Genomic DNA, 18,614 nt, shown 5'->3' with positions numbered 1-18,614 from the left:
ACTGGTAGCATGATGCCATCATAGCGGCCGTTTGCCCGACGGCCGCGCCATTTTATAAGAAGCGCGCCATGACCGAGCACGACGATCCCAGCCGCGACCGTTTGAAGCACCATTTCGCCCAACGCGTGATTCACCAGGCCCGACACCTGCTGGAGATCTGGCAGAACCTCTCGCGCTCGGAATGGAACAGCGCCGGCATGGCCGACCTGCGCGAGGCCGCCCTGCGCCTGCAGCGCCACGCCGAGCGCTTCGAGCAGGCCGAGCACGCGCAGCTGGCCGCATCGGTATGCGCTTGCCTGGATGCGGTGCAGGACAACCGCGGCCGCCTGACCAGCGAGCTGATCAGCGAATTCAACCGCCTGATGCAGCGCCTCTCGCGCACCGGGCTGCGGCATGGCGACCAGCTCGAGCAGACCCAGCTGCCGCCCCTGCGCAAGCCGGTCTACCTGGCGCTGCAGGACGTCGAACGCGCTGAGCGCCTGAGCCAGCAGCTGGAGTTCTTCGGCCTGCACGCGCAGCCCTGCGACAGCGCCAACGCCTTCCGCTCGGCCATGGCCGAACGGCACCCTGCCGCGCTGGTGATGGACATCGACTTCGCCGGCGCCGGCAACGGCCTGGGCCTGGCCGAGGAAGTCCAGGCAGGCCTGGCGCATAAACTGCCGGTGCTGTTCTTCAGCCACACCGAGACCGACACGCCGACCCGCCTGGCAGCCGCGCGCGCCGGCGGCCAGGACTTCTTCAGCGGCACCCTGGATGCCTCCGGCGTCCTGGAGAAGATCGAGACCCTGACCCGCGTCGCCCACTACGACCCCTTCCGCGTGCTCATCGTCGACGACTCGCGGGCGCAGGCCACGCACACAGAAATGGTCCTCAACGGCGCCGGCATCGTCACCCGCGCGCTCACCGCGCCATTGTCGGTGATGGCCGAGCTGGCCGAGTTCCAGCCCGACCTGATCATCCTCGACATGTACATGCCCGAATGCCTGGGCACCGAGCTGGCCAAGGTGATCCGCCAGCACGAGCGCTACGTCAGCGTGCCGATCATCTACCTGTCGGCCGAGGACGACCTCGACAAGCAGCTGGACGCCATGAGTGAAGGCGGCGACGACTTCCTCACCAAGCCGATCAAGCCGCGTCACCTGATCGCCACCGTGCGCAACCGCGCGGCGCGGGCGCGCAGCCTCAAGGCAAGGATGGTGCGCGACAGCCTCACCGGGCTGTTCAACCACACCCACACCCTGCAGCTGCTCGACGACGCCTGCTACCGCTCACGCCGCGAAGGCCAGCCGCTGACCTTCGCCATGCTCGATATCGACCACTTCAAGAAGGTCAACGACACCTACGGCCACCCCATGGGCGACCGCGTGATCAAGAGCCTGGCGCTGTTCCTCAAGCAACGGCTGCGCAAGACCGATCACATCGGCCGCTATGGTGGCGAAGAATTCGCCGTGGTGCTGCCGGATACGGACGCAGAGTCCGCGGTACGGGTGCTGGAGGAAATCCGCCAGCGCTTCGCCGAGATCCGCTACCCGGCACACCCCAACGACCTGACCTGCACCTTCAGCTGCGGCATCGCCCAACTGATCGACCCGATGGACGTCACCACCCTGGCCAAGCGCGCCGACGAGGCGCTGTACCGCGCCAAGCACGGCGGGCGCAACCGGGTGGAGCTGTTCGAACACCCGTAGGAGCGAGCTTGCTCGCGAACGGGCCTCGCTGCGGAATCGGTTCGCGAGCCAGCTCGCTCCTACGAAGAGCCCGCCATTTGCGGCTTTACACCGTCGTCTATCAGGTGCGCTCGCCCAGCTTGTGCCGCGCCGCGTACAGGCAAACCATCTCCATCGCCAGGGTCGCACCGGCCAGCGCGGTGATCTCGGCGTTGTCGTAAGGCGGCGCCACTTCGACCACATCCATGCCCACCACGTTGATGCCGCGCAGGCCGCGGAGGATCTCCAGCGCCTGGCTCGAAGTCAGGCCGCCGCATACCGGCGTGCCGGTGCCGGGGGCGAAGGCCGGGTCCAGGCAGTCGATGTCGAAGGTCAGGTACACCGGGTTGTCACCGACCCGCGCGCGGATCAGCTCGGCGATCTGCTCGGGGCCCTGGCGATGCACCTGGCGCGCATCCAGCACCTGGAAGCCCATCACGTCATCGTTGGTGGTGCGCAGCCCCACCTGCACCGAGCGGGACGGGTCGACCAATCCCTCGCGGGCCGCGTGATAGAACATGGTGCCGTGGTCGATGCGCTGCACTTCCTCGTCCGGCCAGGTATCGCTGTGCGCATCGAAGTGGATCAGCGACAGCGGGCCGTGCTTGGCGGCATGCGCCTTGAGCAGCGGATAGCTGATGAAGTGGTCGCCACCCAGGGTCAGCAGGCCGCAGCCGGCGTCGAGGATGTGCGCTGCGTGGGCCTGGATCGTCGCCGGGGTGTCCTGCGGGGTGCCGTGGTCGAAGGCGCAGTCACCGTAGTCGATCACTGCAAGGTGATCGAATGGATCGAACTCCCAGGGATAGTGCCGGGCCCAGGCCATCTGCACCGAAGCCGCACGAATCGCCCGCGGTCCGAAACGGCTGCCCGGACGGTTGGTGGTGGCGGTGTCGAAGGGCACGCCGCTGACCACCAGGTCGACGCCGCGCAGGTCGCGGCTGTAGCGCCGGCGCATGAAGCTGGTGATGCCGGCATAGGTGGATTCCGCAGCGGTGCCGTAGAGGCTGTCGCGGGTGATCGCCTGGTCGTTTTCGTGGGCCTGGTCCATGGGATTCCTCAGCTAGGCAGTCATTTCGAATAGGGGCTTCCGTCGAAGCGGGCCTTGGGGACAAGATGCCCGGCGCTTTACTTTGCAAAAATACAAAGTTAATAAATTTGGCATTTCGCCAAGCCAATGATTGGAACCCCGCCATGCTCAGCCAAGTGCGCGACCTCGACCTGCAGCTGCTGCGCCTCTTCGTCACCGTCGTCGAATGCGGCGGCTTCAGCGCCGCCCAGGGCGAGCTTGGGCTGAGCCAGCCGAGCATCAGCATCCAGATGGCCAAGCTGGAGACACGCCTGGGCTACCGCCTGTGCGAGCGCGGCAAGGGCGGCTTCCGCCTGACCACCAAGGGCGAAAGCCTGCTGCAGGCCACGCGACGGCTGTTCGTCGCCATCGAAGGCTTCCGCAGCGAGGCCCAGGGCGTCGCCGAGAAGCTCCTGGGCGAGGTGCGCATCGGCATTTCCGAAGGGCTGGACGCCAGCGTGCTGCTGAAGGTCTCCGAGGCCATCCGCGTATTCCGCCAGCGCGACCAGGCGGTAACCCTGGAGCTTCTTAGCGGCATGCCGGCCGAGCTCGAACGCCTGCTGCTGCAGGGGCGCCTGCACCTGGCCATCGGCTATTTCTCCGGCTACCAGGGCGCGCTGCAGCACCAGCCGCTATTCGTCGAACAGCAGTCTCTGTACTGCGGCAAAGGCCATCCGCTGTTCGAGCAGGATGAGCCGGCGCCCGAGTTGATCGCCGAAGCCGACATGGTCCGCCACCCCTACCGCTTCGTCGCCGCCGCCGAGCCGCTGCAGGCCCGCCTGAGCAGCGCGCGCAGCGAACAGGTGGACGGCTGCCTGGCCTTCATCCTCTCGGGCCAGCACATCGGCTACCTACCGGTGCACGTCGCCGCGCCCTGGGTCGAACGCAGACTGTTGCGCGCGCTGCGTCCGGGCGAGCTGGATTTCCGCGTGTCCTTCAGCCTCACCCGGCACCGCGGACGACAAGCCGATGCGGCCGAGCGCGCGTTCGTCGAAGACCTCTGCGCAACCTTCGACGTCGAGCCCGGCGCGGCGGAATGACGCGGCTGGGGAACCCCGAGGCGCCAACGCCTGTCGCACTGCCGCCGCCCACTCCCTGACACACCCGCGCTTCGCCGGGCTGGCCAGGGCCCGGGCGCATTCGGCTATCATGCCGCCACCCGGAAAGACCGCGAGACGTCCATGCGCCGCCTGTTGCCCCTTCTCCTGCTCCTCCTCGCCCTGCCCGCCAGCGCCGGCCTGTTCGACAAGCCCGCCCCGAGCAGCGGCGGCTTCAGCGTGTCGGCGCCGGTCGAAGGCAAGTTCCTGCCGGTGGCAGAGGCCTTCCGCCTGAGCGTCGAGGACAGCGACAGCCAGCAGGTGCAACTGCGCTTCATCAACGCCGAGGGCTACTACCTCTACCGCCACCGCATGAAGTTCCAGGTCGAACCGGCCTCGGTGACGCTAGGCGACGTGCAACTGCCCGCGGGCAAGGCGCACCACGACGAGTACTTCGGCGATTCCCAGGTCTATTACGCGATCACCGACGTCAAGGTGCCGGTGAACAACCCGCAGAAACTGCCGTTCCGCCTGACCGTGAGCTACCAGGGCTGCGCCGACAAAGGACTGTGCTACGCGCCGGAAACCGCTCACGTGGATGTCTCCGCCGACGGCCAGGCGAGCCTCGCCGGCAAGACCGCCCCCGCCCCGCAAGCCAGCGCGGCCGCGCCTTCGGGCGAGCCCGGCGTGGTCGACGACCTGCTGGCGATGCTCAAGGGCGAAGGCAACGGCAAGGTCCACAAGCTCGGCCGTGGCCTGCTGATCGCCTTCCTCGCCGGCCTCACCCTGACCTTCACGCCCTGCGTGCTGCCGATGCTGCCGATTCTTTCCGGCGTGGTCCTGCGCGGCCGCCCCGGCGGCATGCGCGGTTTCACCCTGTCGCTGGCCTACGTGCTGCCGATGGCCGTCTGCTACGCCGTGCTCGGCGCGCTGATGGGGCTGTTCGGCGCCAAGCTCAACCTGCAGGCGATGCTGCAGTCGCCCTGGGTGCTGGTGCCCTTCGCGGCCTTCTTCGCGCTGTTCGCCGTGGCCATGTTCGGGGTCTTCGAACTGCGCCTGCCAGGCTTCCTGCGCGAACGCCTGGACCGCATGGCGGCAGACACCCGTGGCGGATCCATCGCCGGTGCGGCAACCCTGGGCGTGCTTTCCAGCCTGCTGGTCTCGCCTTGCGTCTCGGCGCCGCTGGCGGGTCTTCTCCTTTATATCGGTAGCACCGGTGATGCCCTTGGCGGCGGCCTGCTGCTGTTCGCCCTGGGCCTGGGCATGGGCACGCCGCTGGTGATCTTCGGCGCCGGCGGCGGCGCCGTCCTGCCGAAAAGCGGCGCCTGGATGACCCACGTGCGCAACTTCTTCGGCGTACTGCTGCTGGCAGTGGCCATCTGGCTGCTAGAACGCGTGCTCTCCGGCCCGGTGAGCCTGGCCCTGTGGGGTGCGCTGGCCGGCGGCATCGCCCTGGCCATGGGCACCCTGGAGCTGGTCAAGAAAACGCCGATGCAGCGCGCCGCACAGCTCGTCGGCCTGATGTTCCTGGTCTACGCCCTGGCCGCCTGGGCCGGCGCCCTGCGCGGCGAGTCGGATCCGACGCACCCGCTGGGCCGCTTCGAACCCTCCGCACATGCCGGTCCGCCCAGCTCGGTGCCCGGCCAGTGGCAGAACCTCACCACCCCCGCGCAACTCGCCGCGGCGCTGGACGAAGCGCGCGCCGCCGGTCGGCCGGTGCTGCTCGACTGGTACGCCGACTGGTGCATCAGCTGCAAGATCATTGAGCGCCAGGTGCTGCCCGCCGAGGAAGTCCAGAGCCAGCTGGGCAAGTACCAGCTGCTGCGCTTCGACATGACCGCCAGCACCGAGGAGCAGCGTGCGCTGCTGGACCGCTACAACCTCTTCGGCCCGCCGGCGATCCTGTTGTTCGCCGCCGACGGACGGGAGCACAGCGACCTGCGGATCATCGGCGAAACCGATGCCGCCACCCTCTCCGCGCGACTGCGCGAGGCCGCTTCGCGCTAGTCCGCGCCTCATATTTCTGCAGCAATCATCAGGCAACATGCCGACATCTACAGCAAAACCGGCATGACTGGACAGTCACGCCGGCTTTCCGGCATAGTCCCGGCCTATTCCTACCCCGTCCGAACGAGAGAACAAGATCCAGATGGCCACCTTACTGGTATTGCACGGGCCCAATCTCAACCTGCTGGGCACCCGCGAACCCGGGGTCTACGGCTCGGTCACCCTCGAGCAGATCAACCTGGACCTGGAGCGCCGCGCCCGCGAAGCCGGCCATCACCTGATGTACCTGCAAAGCAATGCCGAGTACGAACTGATCGACCGCATCCATGCCGCGCGCAGCGAGGGTGTGGACTTCATCATCATCAATCCGGCGGCTTTTACGCATACAAGTGTCGCGCTACGTGACGCGTTGCTCGCAGTGAGCATCCCATTCATCGAAGTGCACCTGTCCAACGTGCACAAACGCGAACCTTTCCGGCATCACTCCTACTTCTCCGACGTAGCGGTAGGGGTGATCTGCGGCCTGGGAGCCACAGGCTACCGCCTGGCCCTGGAATCCGCCCTCGAACAACTTGAACGCCCGTGACCATGACCTGGGAGTGCGAACGCTAATGGACATCCGTAAAGTCAAAAAACTGATCGAACTGCTCGAAGAATCCGGTATCGACGAGCTGGAAATCAAAGAAGGCGAAGAGTCGGTACGCATCAGCCGCCACAGCAAGACCGCCGCTCAGCCGATCTACGCCGCCGCCCCGGCCTACGCCGCTCCGGCCGCTGCTCCGGCCCCGGTAGCCGCTGCCGCTGCCCCGGCCGCTGAAGCCGCTCCGGCCGCCGCCAAGCTGAACGGCAACGTGGTTCGCTCGCCAATGGTCGGCACCTTCTACCGCTCGCCGTCGCCGACCGCTGCTCCCTTCGTGGAAGTCGGCCAGAGCGTGAAGAAAGGCGACATCCTGTGCATCGTCGAAGCCATGAAGATGATGAACCACATCGAGGCGGAAACCAGCGGCACCATCGGCGAGGTCCTGGTCGAAAGCGGCCAGCCGGTCGAGTACGACCAGCCGCTGTTCACCATCGTCTAAGCCGCGGGGAGCCCTGCGATGTTGGAAAAAGTACTGATCGCCAACCGCGGCGAAATCGCCCTGCGGATCCTACGCGCCTGCAAGGAACTGGGCATCAAGACGGTCGCGGTGCACTCCACCGCCGACCGTGAGCTGATGCACCTGTCGCTGGCCGACGAAGCCGTCTGCATCGGCCCGGCCCCGGCCGGCCAGTCGTACCTGCACATCCCGGCAATCATCGCCGCCGCCGAAGTCACCGGCGCCAACGGCATTCACCCGGGCTACGGCTTCCTCGCCGAGAACGCCGACTTCGCCGAGCAAGTGGAACGTTCCGGCTTCACCTTCATCGGCCCGAACGCCGACGTGATCCGCCTGATGGGCGACAAGGTCTCGGCCAAGGACGCAATGAAGAAAGCCGGCGTCCCGACCGTACCGGGCTCCGACGGCCCGCTGCCCGAAGACGAGGAGACCGCCCTGGCGATCGCCCGCGAGGTCGGCTACCCGGTGATCATCAAGGCCGCCGGTGGCGGTGGTGGTCGCGGCATGCGCGTGGTGCACAGCGAGGAAGACCTGATCAAGTCGGCCAAGCTGACCCGCACCGAAGCGGGCGCTGCCTTCGGCAACTCCATGGTCTATCTGGAGAAGTTCCTGACCAACCCGCGTCACGTGGAAGTTCAGGTCCTCTCCGACGGCCAAGGCAATGCCATCCACCTGGGCGACCGCGACTGCTCGCTGCAGCGTCGTCACCAGAAGGTTCTCGAAGAAGCGCCTGCTCCGGGCATCGACGAGAAGGCCCGCCAGGAAGTCCTCGAGCGCTGCGTCCGCGCGTGCATCGAGATCGGCTATCGCGGCGCCGGCACCTTCGAGTTCCTCTACGAGAACGGCCGCTTCTACTTCATCGAGATGAACACCCGCGTACAGGTGGAGCACCCGGTGTCGGAGATGGTCACCGGTATCGACATCGTCAAGGAGATGCTCAGCATCGCCTCGGGCAACAAGCTGTCGTTCAAGCAGGAAGACGTGGTCATCCGTGGCCATGCGCTGGAATGCCGGATCAACGCCGAGGACCCGAAGACCTTCCTGCCCAGCCCCGGCAAGGTCAAGCACTTCCACGCCCCGGGCGGCAACGGCGTTCGCGTCGATTCGCACCTGTACAGCGGCTATGCCGTACCGCCGAACTACGATTCGCTGGTGGGCAAGATCATTGCCTACGGCAAGGATCGTGACGAAGCCCTGGCGCGGATGCGCAATGCCCTGGACGAGCTGATCGTCGATGGCATCAAGACCAACACCGAGCTGCACAAGGAGCTGGTCCGCGACAAGGAGTTCTGCAAGGGCGGCGTGAACATCCATTACCTGGAGAAGAAGCTGGGTATGGATAAGCACTGAGGCCCGGACGGCGCTATCATGTGCACCCCCGAAGGAGCGGCCTGGCCGCTCCTTCGCATTTCTACCGCCTGAAAATTCCGGAGACCACACATGCCCTGGGTTCAAGTCCGCCTCGCCATCACCCCGGATCAGGCAGAAACCTACGAAGACGCCCTGCTCGAAGTCGGCGCCGTATCGGTGACCTTCATGGATGCCGAGGACCAGCCGATCTTCGAACCCGACCTGGGCACCACCCCGCTGTGGAGCCACACCCACCTGCTCGCGCTGTTCGAAGACGGCACCGACGAAGCCGCGCTGGTCGCCCATCTGCAGCTGCTGACCGGCGGTGACCTGCCACAGCACGAGATCGAGCGCGTCGAGGACCAGGACTGGGAGCGCAGCTGGATGGACAACTTCCAGCCGATGCGTTTCGGCCGCCGCCTGTGGATCGTGCCGAGTTGGCATGAGGCGCCAGAGCCGGACGCGGTGAACCTGCTGCTCGACCCGGGCCTGGCCTTCGGCACTGGCACCCATCCGACCACCGCACTGTGCCTGGAATGGCTGGACGGCCAGGAGCTGGCCGGCGATACCGTGCTCGACTTCGGCTGCGGCTCCGGCATTCTCGCCATCGCCGCACTGCTGCTCGGCGCCGAGCAGGCGCTGGGCACCGATATCGACCCGCAGGCCCTGGAAGCATCGCGCGACAACGCCACGCGCAACGGCATCGACCCGGCAAAATTCCCCGTCTACCTGCCCGCCGACCTGCCGCAGCAGCCGGCCGACGTGGTGGTGGCGAACATTCTGGCCGGCCCGCTGGTCTCACTGGCAGGCCAGCTGACCTCGCTGGTCAAGCCCGGCGGCCGCCTGGCACTGTCCGGCATCCTCGCCGAGCAGGCCGAGGAAGTGCGCGCTGCCTACGCGGACGCCTTCGACCTCGACCCGACTGCCGAGCGCGATGGCTGGATTCGCATCAGCGGCCGTCGCCGCTGAGTTCGCGAACTGGCCATCTGCCTGCCCTGCAGGCCTTGAGGTAGACTAAGCGACTGATTTCGAGCCGGACCGCCGCATGAGCGATAGTTTCATCACACAGTGCCCGCATTGCCACACCAGCTTCCGCGTCAATCAGGCGCAGTTGGGTGCGGCCAATGGCGCTGTGCGCTGCGGCTCCTGCCTCAAGGTGTTCAACGCGCTGCAGCACATGCAGCGCCCCGCCGGCCAGGCGCCCGCGCCCATTCCGGCGCCGGTTCCCGTACCTGCCCCCGAACGCGTCGCGCAGCCGGCTGTCAGCGCCCCGCCACAGCCTGCACCGCAGCCGCCAGCTCCGCGCCCCGTTGCTCCGGCTACGCCAGTCAGCCCGCCCGTCGGCGCCACCCTGGGTTGGCCGCTGGCACCGCACAGCGCGCGCCCGGCAGCCGACAGCAATACCGCCGAGCCTGCACCTGCACCTGCACCTGACGCAACTACCAGCATCCCGACCAAGCTCGTCGACGAGACGCTGTGGATCCACGACGACCTCGACCTGGACAGCCTCAACCTCGACGAGGAACTGGCCAAGCTCGACGAATTCGAGCTCTCCCAGGAATTCCGCGAGCTGAAGGCCGCGCCCAAGCCCGCCGACGCCCTGCTCGGCGCGCAGCACAAGCCGCGCGATCCGCACGACGAGCGCTGGGCCGAAGCCCTGCTGGAAGACGAACGTCACGCCCCCGGCGCGCGCCAGGAGCCGAGCCTGGGCACCCCCGAAGCGGAACCCGAGGAGCTGCCAGAAGCCCCACAGCCGATCGAACCCGAGCCTGTCGTCACCAGCGAAAGCGAGCCCGAAGAGGACGACGAGCCCCTGCCTGCGTTGAGCGCCCGACGCGACGACGACGAAATCGCCGAGCCGCTGGACGAAGACGACGAAGGGCGCGAACCGACGATCGAGGCCAACGACGAGCCTGACGAAGACGAAAAGCCGCACGTTGTGCAATCGATACGCAACGAACCGGCCCTGCGCGACGAGAGCCTGCGCGAGCTGAGCGACGAGCCGCTGCAGCTGGACTGGCAAAAGCCCAAGGGTCGCTGGGGCCGTCGCCTGCTCTGGACGCTGCTGATCCTGCTGGCCGCCGGCGGCCTGGGCGCGCAGTACGTGGTCTATCACTTCGACGAACTGGCCCGCGAGGACGCCTATCGTCCCTGGTTCGCCGAATTCTGCCCGCAGATCGGCTGCAGCCTGCCGTCGAAGGTCGACGTCGAGCAGATCCGCAGCAGCAACCTGGTGGTGCGCAGCCATCCGGACTTCAGCGGCGCGCTGGTGGTGGACGCGATCATCTACAACCGTGCCAGCTTCTCGCAGCCTTTCCCGCTGCTGGAGCTGCGTTTCGCCGACATCAATGGCCAACTGCTCGCCAGCCGCAGCTTCAAACCCAGCGAGTACCTGGGCGGAGAACTGGCCGGTCAGACCGAGATGCCGCCGCAGACGCCGATTCACATCTCGCTCGACATCCTCGACCCCGGTCCCAAGGCGGTCAATTACAGCCTCAGCTTCCACTCCCCGGAGTAAGCGCGCACCTAGCGCAGAAGGCGATGCGGCGCCAGTTCCGCTCGTCTTCCAACCGTCGGCAATAAGCAATCTGCTGTTCAGAATTTATCCAAATTCGCCTTTATCCGGTCATCGAGAGCGGGTATCATGCCCTCCCTTTTTTGCATGCACCGGTGGCTCTTCACCGTCGCCTCCCCGAGTAGTTGACCCGCGGGAGCGGCTGGCGATTGCGCCCCATAACAGGGAAGCGATGTCGGTGGTTCGCATCGGCTCTTACACACTGCCCAACAGACTGATCCTGGCGCCCATGGCTGGCGTGACCGATCGCCCGTTCCGCCAGCTGTGCCGTCGTCTCGGCGCCGGCATGGTGGTATCGGAGATGGTCACCAGCGACGTGCGCCTGTGGAACACCCGCAAGTCGCGCCTGCGCCTGGTGCACGACGGCGAGGATCAGCCGCGCTCGGTGCAGATAGCCGGGGGCGACCCGCAGATGCTCGCCGATGCCGCGCGCGCCAACGTCGAGTTGGGCGCGCAGATCATCGACATCAACATGGGCTGCCCGGCGAAGAAGGTGTGCAACAAAGCGGCGGGTTCCGCCCTGCTCAAGGATGAGGTCCTGGTGGCCGAGATCCTCGAAGCCGTGGTGGCCGCCGTCGAGGTGCCGGTGACCCTGAAGATTCGCACCGGCTGGGACCGCGACAACCGCAATGGCGTGACCATCGCGCGCATTGCCGAGCAGTCCGGTATCCAGGCGCTGGCCGTGCATGGCCGCACCCGCGCCGACCTCTACACCGGCGAAGCCGAATACGAAACCATCGCTGCGATCAAGCAGGCGGTTTCCATTCCGGTCTTCGCCAATGGCGACATCGACTCGCCGGAAAAGGCCGAACGCGTGCTCGCGCTGACCGGGGTCGACGCCCTGCTGATCGGCCGCGCCGCCCAGGGACGGCCTTGGATCTTCCGCGAGATCGATCATTACCTGAGCACCGGCGAGAGATTGCCGGCGCCATCCTTGGGCGAAGTGGAAAGCATCTTGCTTGAGCACCTCGCCGCATTGCACGCGTTCTATGGGGAAGAGCTGGGTGTTCGTATTGCCCGCAAGCATGTGGGCTGGTACCTGGCGACGTTACCGGGGGCGGCGGAGTTCCGCGCCCAGTTCAATCGTTTGCAGAACACGGATGCACAGAGCGCCAGCGTCAGGCAGTTCTTCGCCGAGCGCCACAATAACGGAGAAGGGGTGGCCGCATGACAACGATGACCGAGACATTAGTGAGTGGAATGACACCCGTGAGCGACAACGCGAACCTCAAACAGCACCTGACTACACCGACGCAGGAAGGCCAGACCCTCCGCGACAGTGTGGAAAAGGCACTGCACAACTATTTTGCCCATCTCGAAGGGCAGCCGGTCACGGACGTATACAACATGGTGCTCTGCGAAGTGGAAGCACCGCTGCTGGAAACCGTCATGAATTACGTGAAGGGTAACCAGACCAAGGCCTCCGAGCTGCTCGGGCTGAACCGCGGCACGCTGCGCAAGAAACTCAAGCAATACGATCTGCTCTAACGAGCCGCACTCGCCCGTGGTCATCCGAAGCCGGGGTCGAACCCGGCTTCGAGCTTCTGGCCCCGGGCACGCGACTCCTCCCTGATCTTTCTCTCTGGACGATGGCTCTCAGATGACCGACCAAACCACCCGCCTGCCCATCCGCCGCGCGCTGATCAGCGTTTCCGACAAGACCGGCGTCGTCGACTTCGCCCGCGAACTGGCCGCCCTCGGCGTGGAAATCCTCTCCACCGGCGGCACCTACAAGCTGCTCAAGGACAACGCCATCGCCGCCGTGGAAGTGGCCGACTACACCGGCTTCCCGGAAATGATGGACGGCCGCGTGAAGACCCTGCACCCGAAAGTGCACGGCGGCATCCTCGGTCGTCGCGACATCGACGGCGCGGTGATGGAAGAGCACGGCATCAAGCCGATCGACCTGGTGGCGGTCAACCTGTACCCGTTCGAGGCCACCGTGGCCAAGCCGGATTGCGACCTGCCGACCGCCATCGAGAACATCGACATCGGCGGCCCGACCATGGTCCGCAGCGCGGCGAAGAACCACAAGGACGTTGCCATCGTGGTCAATGCCGCTGACTACGCCGGCGTCGTCGCGGCCCTGAAGGCCGGCGGCCTGACCTACGCCCAGCGCTTCGACCTGGCCCTGAAGGCCTTCGAGCACACCTCGGCCTACGACGGCATGATCGCCAACTACCTGGGCACCATCGACCAGGCGCGCGACACCCTGTCCACCGAAGGCCGCGGCGCCTTCCCGCGCACCTTCAACAGCCAGTTCATCAAGGCGCAGGAAATGCGCTACGGCGAGAACCCGCACCAGAGCGCGGCCTTCTACGTCGAGGCGAAGAAGGGCGAAGCCAGCGTCTCCACCGCGATCCAGCTGCAGGGCAAGGAACTGTCGTTTAACAACGTGGCCGACACCGACGCCGCGCTGGAGTGCGTGAAGAGCTTCGTCAAGCCGGCCTGCGTCATCGTCAAGCACGCCAACCCGTGCGGCGTGGCCGTGGTTCCGGAGAACGAAGGCGGCATCCGCAAGGCCTACGACCTGGCCTACGCCACCGACACCGAGTCGGCCTTCGGCGGCATCATCGCCTTCAACCGCGAGCTGGACGGCGAGACCGCCAAGGCCATCGTCGACCGCCAGTTCGTCGAAGTCATCATCGCCCCGAAAGTCTCCGCCGCTGCCCGTGAAGTGGTCGCTGCGAAGGCCAACGTGCGCCTGCTCGAGTGCGGTGAATGGCCGGCCGAACGCGCCGCTGGCTGGGACTTCAAGCGCGTCAACGGCGGCCTGCTGGTACAGAGCCGCGACATCGGCATGATCACCGAGGCCGACCTGAAGATCGTCACCCAGCGCGCGCCGAGCGAGCAGGAAATCCACGACCTGATCTTCGCCTGGAAAGTGGCCAAGTTCGTCAAGTCCAACGCCATCGTCTACGCCAAGAACCGCCAGACCGTCGGTGTCGGCGCCGGCCAGATGAGCCGCGTCAACTCCGCGCGCATCGCCGCCATCAAGGCCGAGCACGCTGGCCTGGAAGTCAAAGGCGCGGTCATGGCCTCGGACGCCTTCTTCCCGTTCCGCGACGGCATCGACAATGCGGCCAAGGCCGGCATCACCGCGGTGATCCAGCCGGGCGGTTCGATGCGTGACAACGAGGTGATCGCGGCAGCCGACGAAGCCGGCATCGCGATGGTGTTCACCGGTATGCGTCACTTCCGCCACTAAGGTGGATCGGACGCGCTGAAGCAGGCATCTGCGGCGTTGCCCGAACGTTCCCCAATGCTCATTGCCAGAAGGCAACTCCGCTTGGTGAACGCTCGGGCGCCTTGCATCTACCAGCTTCATCGCGCCCCTTGAGATCGGTTCGTGAAGAGCGGACTGATCGTGAGAATTCGTAGGTTGGGTGGAGCGAAGCGATACCCAACGATCCGGCTGGTCCGGAACTGTTCAGGAGAATTCCAATGAACGTACTCATCATCGGCAGCGGCGGCCGTGAACACGCCCTGGCCTGGAAAGTCGCCCAGGACCCGCGCGTCGAGAAGGTCTTCGTCGCCCCGGGCAATGCCGGCACCGCCACCGAAGCCAAGTGCGAGAACGTCGCCATCGACGTGCTGGCCCTGGAGCAACTGGCCGACTTCGCCGCCCAGAACGTCCAGCTGACCATTGTCGGCCCCGAAGCGCCGCTGGTGAAAGGCGTGGTCGACCTGTTCCGCAGCCGTGGCCTGGACATCTTCGGACCGACCGCCGGCGCCGCCCAGCTGGAAGGCTCCAAGGCCTTCACCAAGGACTTCCTCGCGCGCCACAAGATCCCCACCGCCGACTACCAGAACTTCACCGAAGTCGAGCCGGCGCTGGCCTACCTGCGCGAGAAGGGCGCGCCCATCGTGATCAAGGCCGACGGCCTGGCCGCGGGCAAGGGCGTGATCGTCGCCATGACCCTGGCCGAAGCCGAGGAAGCCGTGCGCGACATGCTCGCCGGCAACGCCTTCGGTGACGCCGGTTCCCGCGTGGTGATCGAAGAGTTCCTCGACGGCGAGGAAGCCAGCTTCATCGTCATGGTCGACGGCAAGAACGTGCTGCCCATGGCCACCAGCCAGGACCACAAGCGCGTCGGCGACGCCGATACCGGCCCGAACACCGGCGGCATGGGTGCCTACTCGCCCGCTCCGGTCGTGACCCCGGACGTGCACCAGCGCGTGATGGACGAAGTCATCTACCCGACCGTGCGCGGCATGGCCGAGGAAGGCAACGTCTACACCGGCTTCCTCTATGCCGGCCTGATGATCGACAAGAGCGGCGCACCCAAGGTCATCGAGTTCAACTGCCGCTTCGGCGACCCGGAAACCCAGCCGATCATGGTTCGCCTGGAAAGCTCCCTGGTCCTGCTGGTCGAGGCCGCCCTGGCCAAGGCGCTGGACAAGGTCGAGGCGACCTGGGACCCGCGTCCGACCGTGGGCGTCGTGCTGGCTGCCGGCGGCTACCCGGGCGACTACGCCAAGGGTGACGTCATCGAAGGCCTGGACGCAGCCGCCAAGCTCGACGGCAAGGTGTTCCACGCCGGTACCGCGCTGAAGGACGGCCAGGTCGTCACCAGCGGCGGCCGCGTGCTCTGCGCCACCGCCATCGGCCCGACCGTCTCTTCGGCCCAGCAGCAGGCCTACCGCCTGGCGGAACAGATCCGCTGGAACGGCTGCTTCTACCGCAAGGACATCGGCTACCGCGCCATCGCCCGCGAACGCGGCGAAGGCTGATAGCCGAGCGTGGGGAGGCGGTTGCAAGGCCGCCTCCCCCACTCCCCGCCGACCTGCAGTCGGAGCGCGATTGGCGGCGGGCACGGACGGATTACGGCGTAGCTAGCACTTGGCTATAATCCGGCCACTCACCATCGAAGGGACCTCGCCGTGCGCCGGCTCTGGATTGCCACAGGACTCCTCGTTTGCCTGCTGCTGACCGCCCTGGTCGCCGGCCCGAGTCCGGCTTGGGCACAGGAGGCTGGCGGCTGGTCGCAACTGCAGGACCGCGACGGTCAGCTGCAACTCCAGGACGTCATCTCCCCTCGCCTGCGCCCCCTGTTCAGTCCCCTCGCGATCGAAGACCTGCACGCCCCAGCCGGCCCCGGCGCCACCTGGCTGCACTATCGCCTGCAACCCAGCGACACCCCGCGCCAGCTGCGCCTCTTCGCCCCGAGCCTGGACAGCCTGCAGCTCTACCTGCTGCACGACACGCAACTGCTCGAAGAGCGCCAGGCCGGCAACCTCTTCCCCGGCCAGCGCCCGCTGCTCAACAGCGACATCCTGCTCCCCCTGCGCAACAGCGCGCAGCCGCTGGACCTTTACGTGCGCCTGAGCACTTCGCAGAGCCTGCGACCGAACATCGCCCTGGAAAGCGTCGAGTATCCCGGCGGCCAACAGCGCCAGCTGCAATTCGGCGTGCTGCTCGGCTGCCTGGGCATGCTGCTGCTCTACAACCTGGTGCGCTTCGCCTACTCCCGCGTGCGCAGCGGCCTCTGGCTGGCCGGCATGCACCTCGGCCTGCTGGTCGCCTGCCTGACCCTGTTCGGCCTGCTCAGCCCCTGGTACGGCACCCACCAGCTCTGGCAACCGCTGACCGCACAGCTGGCCCTGCTGCTGGTGCTGGCCTGCGCGCTCGGCTTCACCGCGGCCTTCTTCCGTGGCCAGCCACCGCACCTGCCGCTCAAGCGCCTGCTGTTCGGCGGTAGCGCCGGCTTGCTGCTGTTCGGCCTGCTGCTGCGCTGGACCTTCGAGCTCGCGCCCAGCGACGTGCTCTACGGCCTGGTCGCAGTGATCGCCATCGGCCTGTTCCTGGTCGCCGCCTACCACCTGCGCCAGGGCTACCGCCCGGCGCGTCTGGTGACCTTGGCCTTCGGCCTGTTCCTTGCGGTCTGGCTGATCTGCCTGCCGGCCCTGCTCGGCTACGTGGCGACCCGCAGCGACTGGCTCGGCACCGGCCTGCTTGGGCTGACCGCCGCGGTCGGTTTCCTGCTCAGCCTGGCGCTCGCCGAACGCCAGCGCCTGCGCCAGGAAGAAAGCTTCGACGCCAGCCGCCGCCGCGCCGCGACCCTGGCCGAGCTCAAGGCCAAGGGCGAATTCCTGGCGAAGATCAGCCACGAGATCCGCACACCCATGAACGGCGTGCAGGGCATGACTGAACTGCTCCTCGGCACGCCGCTTTCGGCCAAGCAGCGTGACTACGTGCAAACCATCCACAGCGCCGGCAACGAATTGCTGGCGCTGATCAACGAAATCCTCGACATCTCCAAGCTGGAGTCCGGGCAGATCGAGCTGGACGAAGTGCAGTTCGACCTCGGCGCGCTGCTCGAGGATTGCCTGGCGACCTTCCGCAGCCGCGCCGAACAGCAGCAGATCGAGCTCATCAGCTTCACCCAGCCGCAGGTGCCGCGCGTCATCAGCGGCGACCCCACGCGCCTGCGCCAGGTGCTGCTGAGCCTGCTCGACAACGCCTTCAAGCAGACCGAGGAAGGCGAGATCCTGCTGGTCGTCGCCCTCGAAGGCGCACCGGCAGAGCCGCGCCTGCGCATCGCCGTGCAGGACAGCGGCCGGCCGCTGGATGCCAACGAGCGCCAGGCGCTGCTGACCACCGAACTGCACAGCCGCGACTTCCTCTCGGCCACCCGCCTGAGCGGGCGCCTCGGCCTGATCATCGCGCGCCAGCTGATCAGCCTGATGGCCGGCAAGCTCGGTATCGAGAGCGGCACCGACAGCGGCAGCGAAGCCGGCAATACCCTGTGGTTCAGCCTGCCGCTGGACCGGCAGATGCTCGACCACCCCACCGCCGACCTCGACAGCCCGCTGCAAGGCGCGCGCCTGCTGGTGGTGGACGACAACCAGACCTGCCGCAAGGTCGTGGTGCAGCAGTGCAGCGCCTGGGGCATGAACGTCAGCGCCGCCGCCTCCGGCAAGGAAGCGCTGGCGCAGCTGCGCACCAAGGCGCACCTGCGCGAGTACTTCGACGTGGTCCTGCTCGACCAGGACATGCCGGGCATGACCGGCATGCAGCTGGCGACCAAGATCCAGGAAGACCCCAACCTCAACCACGACATCCTGCTGATCATGCTCACCGGCATCAGCAACGCGCCGAGCAAGATCATCGCGCGCAACGCCGGGATCAAGCGCATCCTGGCCAAGCCGGTGGCCGGCTACACGCTCAAGGCGACCCTCGCCGACGAACTCGCCCAGCGCGGCCCGAGCGGCGTCAGCAACTACCTGCCGCCGAGCGAGCCGGAACCGACGCCGCTACCCCCTCCCGGCGACTTCCGCGTGCTGGTCGCCGAGGACAACAGCATCTCCACCAAGGTCATCCGCGGCATGCTCGGCAAGCTCAACCTGCAGCCGGACACCGCCAGCAACGGCGAGGAAGCCCTGGCCGCGATGAAGGCCACGCAGTACGACCTGGTGCTGATGGACTGCGAAATGCCGGTGCTCGACGGCTTCTCCGCCACCGAACGCCTGCGCGCCTGGGAAGCCAGCGAACACCGCCCGCACACCCCGGTGGTGGCCCTCACCGCGCACATCCTCAGCGAACACAAGGAACGCGCCCGCCTGGTCGGCATGGACGGCCACATGGCCAAGCCGGTGGAGCTCTCCCAACTGCGCGACCTGGTGACCTACTGGGTCGGCGAGCGCGACAAGCGCCAGCGCCAGCAGAAGGACGAGGCGCTGCCGTCCTAGCGCCGCCATTCCCTTGTAGGAGCGCGCCATGCGCGCGATTCGCGGCCATGGGCCGCTCCTACAGGCTGTCTATTTAGCACCAGG

At 66.8% G+C, this 18,614-nt stretch carries 14 protein-coding genes; 13 read left to right on the top strand and 1 reads right to left on the bottom strand.

Annotated elements, in window-relative coordinates; translation table 11 throughout:
- The first annotated feature begins 68 nt into the window (after window positions 1-68).
- Window positions 69-1,688 (top strand): diguanylate cyclase, encoded by a 1,620-nt coding sequence (locus ACA097_RS15775; RefSeq protein ID WP_371364406.1) that lies wholly within the window; start codon window positions 69-71, stop codon window positions 1,686-1,688.
- Window positions 1,689-1,788: 100 nt separating this feature from the next.
- Here the strand turns inward: ACA097_RS15775 and speB are convergent, their stop codons facing one another.
- Window positions 1,789-2,754, bottom strand: a complete 966-nt coding sequence (gene speB / locus ACA097_RS15770; protein ID WP_371364404.1) for an agmatinase — start codon at window positions 2,752-2,754, stop codon at window positions 1,789-1,791.
- A gap of 143 nt (window positions 2,755-2,897) precedes the next feature.
- On the opposite strand from speB, the gene ACA097_RS15765 reads away from it, so the two are divergent.
- The 12 genes from ACA097_RS15765 (at window position 2,898) to ACA097_RS15710 (ending at window position 18,530) form a co-directional block, all read left to right on the top strand.
- The gene (locus ACA097_RS15765) at window positions 2,898-3,812 is read left to right on the top strand and encodes a LysR family transcriptional regulator (RefSeq protein WP_371364401.1); all 915 of its coding nucleotides are present in this window, start codon (window positions 2,898-2,900) and stop codon (window positions 3,810-3,812) included.
- A 141-nt stretch (window positions 3,813-3,953) separates the two neighbouring features.
- Complete coding sequence (gene dsbD / locus ACA097_RS15760; RefSeq protein ID WP_371364399.1) at window positions 3,954-5,816, top strand: protein-disulfide reductase DsbD; 1,863 nt, start codon at window positions 3,954-3,956, stop codon at window positions 5,814-5,816.
- Between the two features lie 142 nt (window positions 5,817-5,958).
- Complete coding sequence (gene aroQ, locus ACA097_RS15755; RefSeq protein ID WP_043255620.1) at window positions 5,959-6,402, top strand: type II 3-dehydroquinate dehydratase; 444 nt, start codon at window positions 5,959-5,961, stop codon at window positions 6,400-6,402.
- A gap of 25 nt (window positions 6,403-6,427) precedes the next feature.
- A complete protein-coding gene (gene accB / locus ACA097_RS15750) occupies window positions 6,428-6,895 on the top strand; it encodes an acetyl-CoA carboxylase biotin carboxyl carrier protein (protein ID WP_043255622.1) in 468 nt (155 codons plus the stop codon).
- An 18-nt stretch (window positions 6,896-6,913) separates the two neighbouring features.
- Window positions 6,914-8,263, top strand: coding sequence for an acetyl-CoA carboxylase biotin carboxylase subunit (gene accC / locus ACA097_RS15745; RefSeq protein ID WP_043255623.1), 1,350 nt, complete (start codon window positions 6,914-6,916; stop codon window positions 8,261-8,263).
- 90 nt (window positions 8,264-8,353) lie between these two features.
- Window positions 8,354-9,232, top strand: a complete 879-nt coding sequence (gene prmA / locus ACA097_RS15740; RefSeq protein WP_043255625.1) for a 50S ribosomal protein L11 methyltransferase — start codon at window positions 8,354-8,356, stop codon at window positions 9,230-9,232.
- Between the two features lie 76 nt (window positions 9,233-9,308).
- Window positions 9,309-10,781 (top strand): DUF3426 domain-containing protein, encoded by a 1,473-nt coding sequence (locus tag ACA097_RS15735; RefSeq protein WP_371364395.1) that lies wholly within the window; start codon window positions 9,309-9,311, stop codon window positions 10,779-10,781.
- A gap of 229 nt (window positions 10,782-11,010) precedes the next feature.
- On the top strand, window positions 11,011-12,009 hold the full coding sequence (gene dusB / locus ACA097_RS15730; RefSeq protein WP_043255628.1) for a tRNA dihydrouridine synthase DusB: 999 nt from the start codon (window positions 11,011-11,013) through the stop codon (window positions 12,007-12,009).
- Window positions 12,006-12,326, top strand: a complete 321-nt coding sequence (fis, locus tag ACA097_RS15725) for a DNA-binding transcriptional regulator Fis (protein WP_026078947.1) — start codon at window positions 12,006-12,008, stop codon at window positions 12,324-12,326. Before dusB ends, fis begins: the two co-directional genes overlap by 4 nt.
- Window positions 12,327-12,438: 112 nt before the next feature.
- Window positions 12,439-14,046: a bifunctional phosphoribosylaminoimidazolecarboxamide formyltransferase/IMP cyclohydrolase gene (gene purH, locus ACA097_RS15720; protein ID WP_371364393.1), complete on the top strand. Its 1,608-nt coding sequence runs from the start codon at window positions 12,439-12,441 to the stop codon at window positions 14,044-14,046.
- 236 nt (window positions 14,047-14,282) lie between these two features.
- Entirely contained in the window at window positions 14,283-15,572 is a 1,290-nt protein-coding gene (gene purD / locus ACA097_RS15715; RefSeq protein WP_160288507.1) for a phosphoribosylamine--glycine ligase, read from the top strand.
- A 150-nt stretch (window positions 15,573-15,722) separates the two neighbouring features.
- Window positions 15,723-18,530, top strand: a complete 2,808-nt coding sequence (locus tag ACA097_RS15710) for a hybrid sensor histidine kinase/response regulator (RefSeq protein ID WP_160288508.1) — start codon at window positions 15,723-15,725, stop codon at window positions 18,528-18,530.
- Window positions 18,531-18,614 lie beyond the last annotated feature (84 nt).

This window comes from Pseudomonas sp. QL9, assembly GCF_041409665.1.
GTDB lineage: Bacteria > Pseudomonadota > Gammaproteobacteria > Pseudomonadales > Pseudomonadaceae > Pseudomonas > Pseudomonas knackmussii.
Note: the sequence above shows the minus strand (reverse complement) of the source record. Positions and strands in the feature narration are given on the sequence as shown.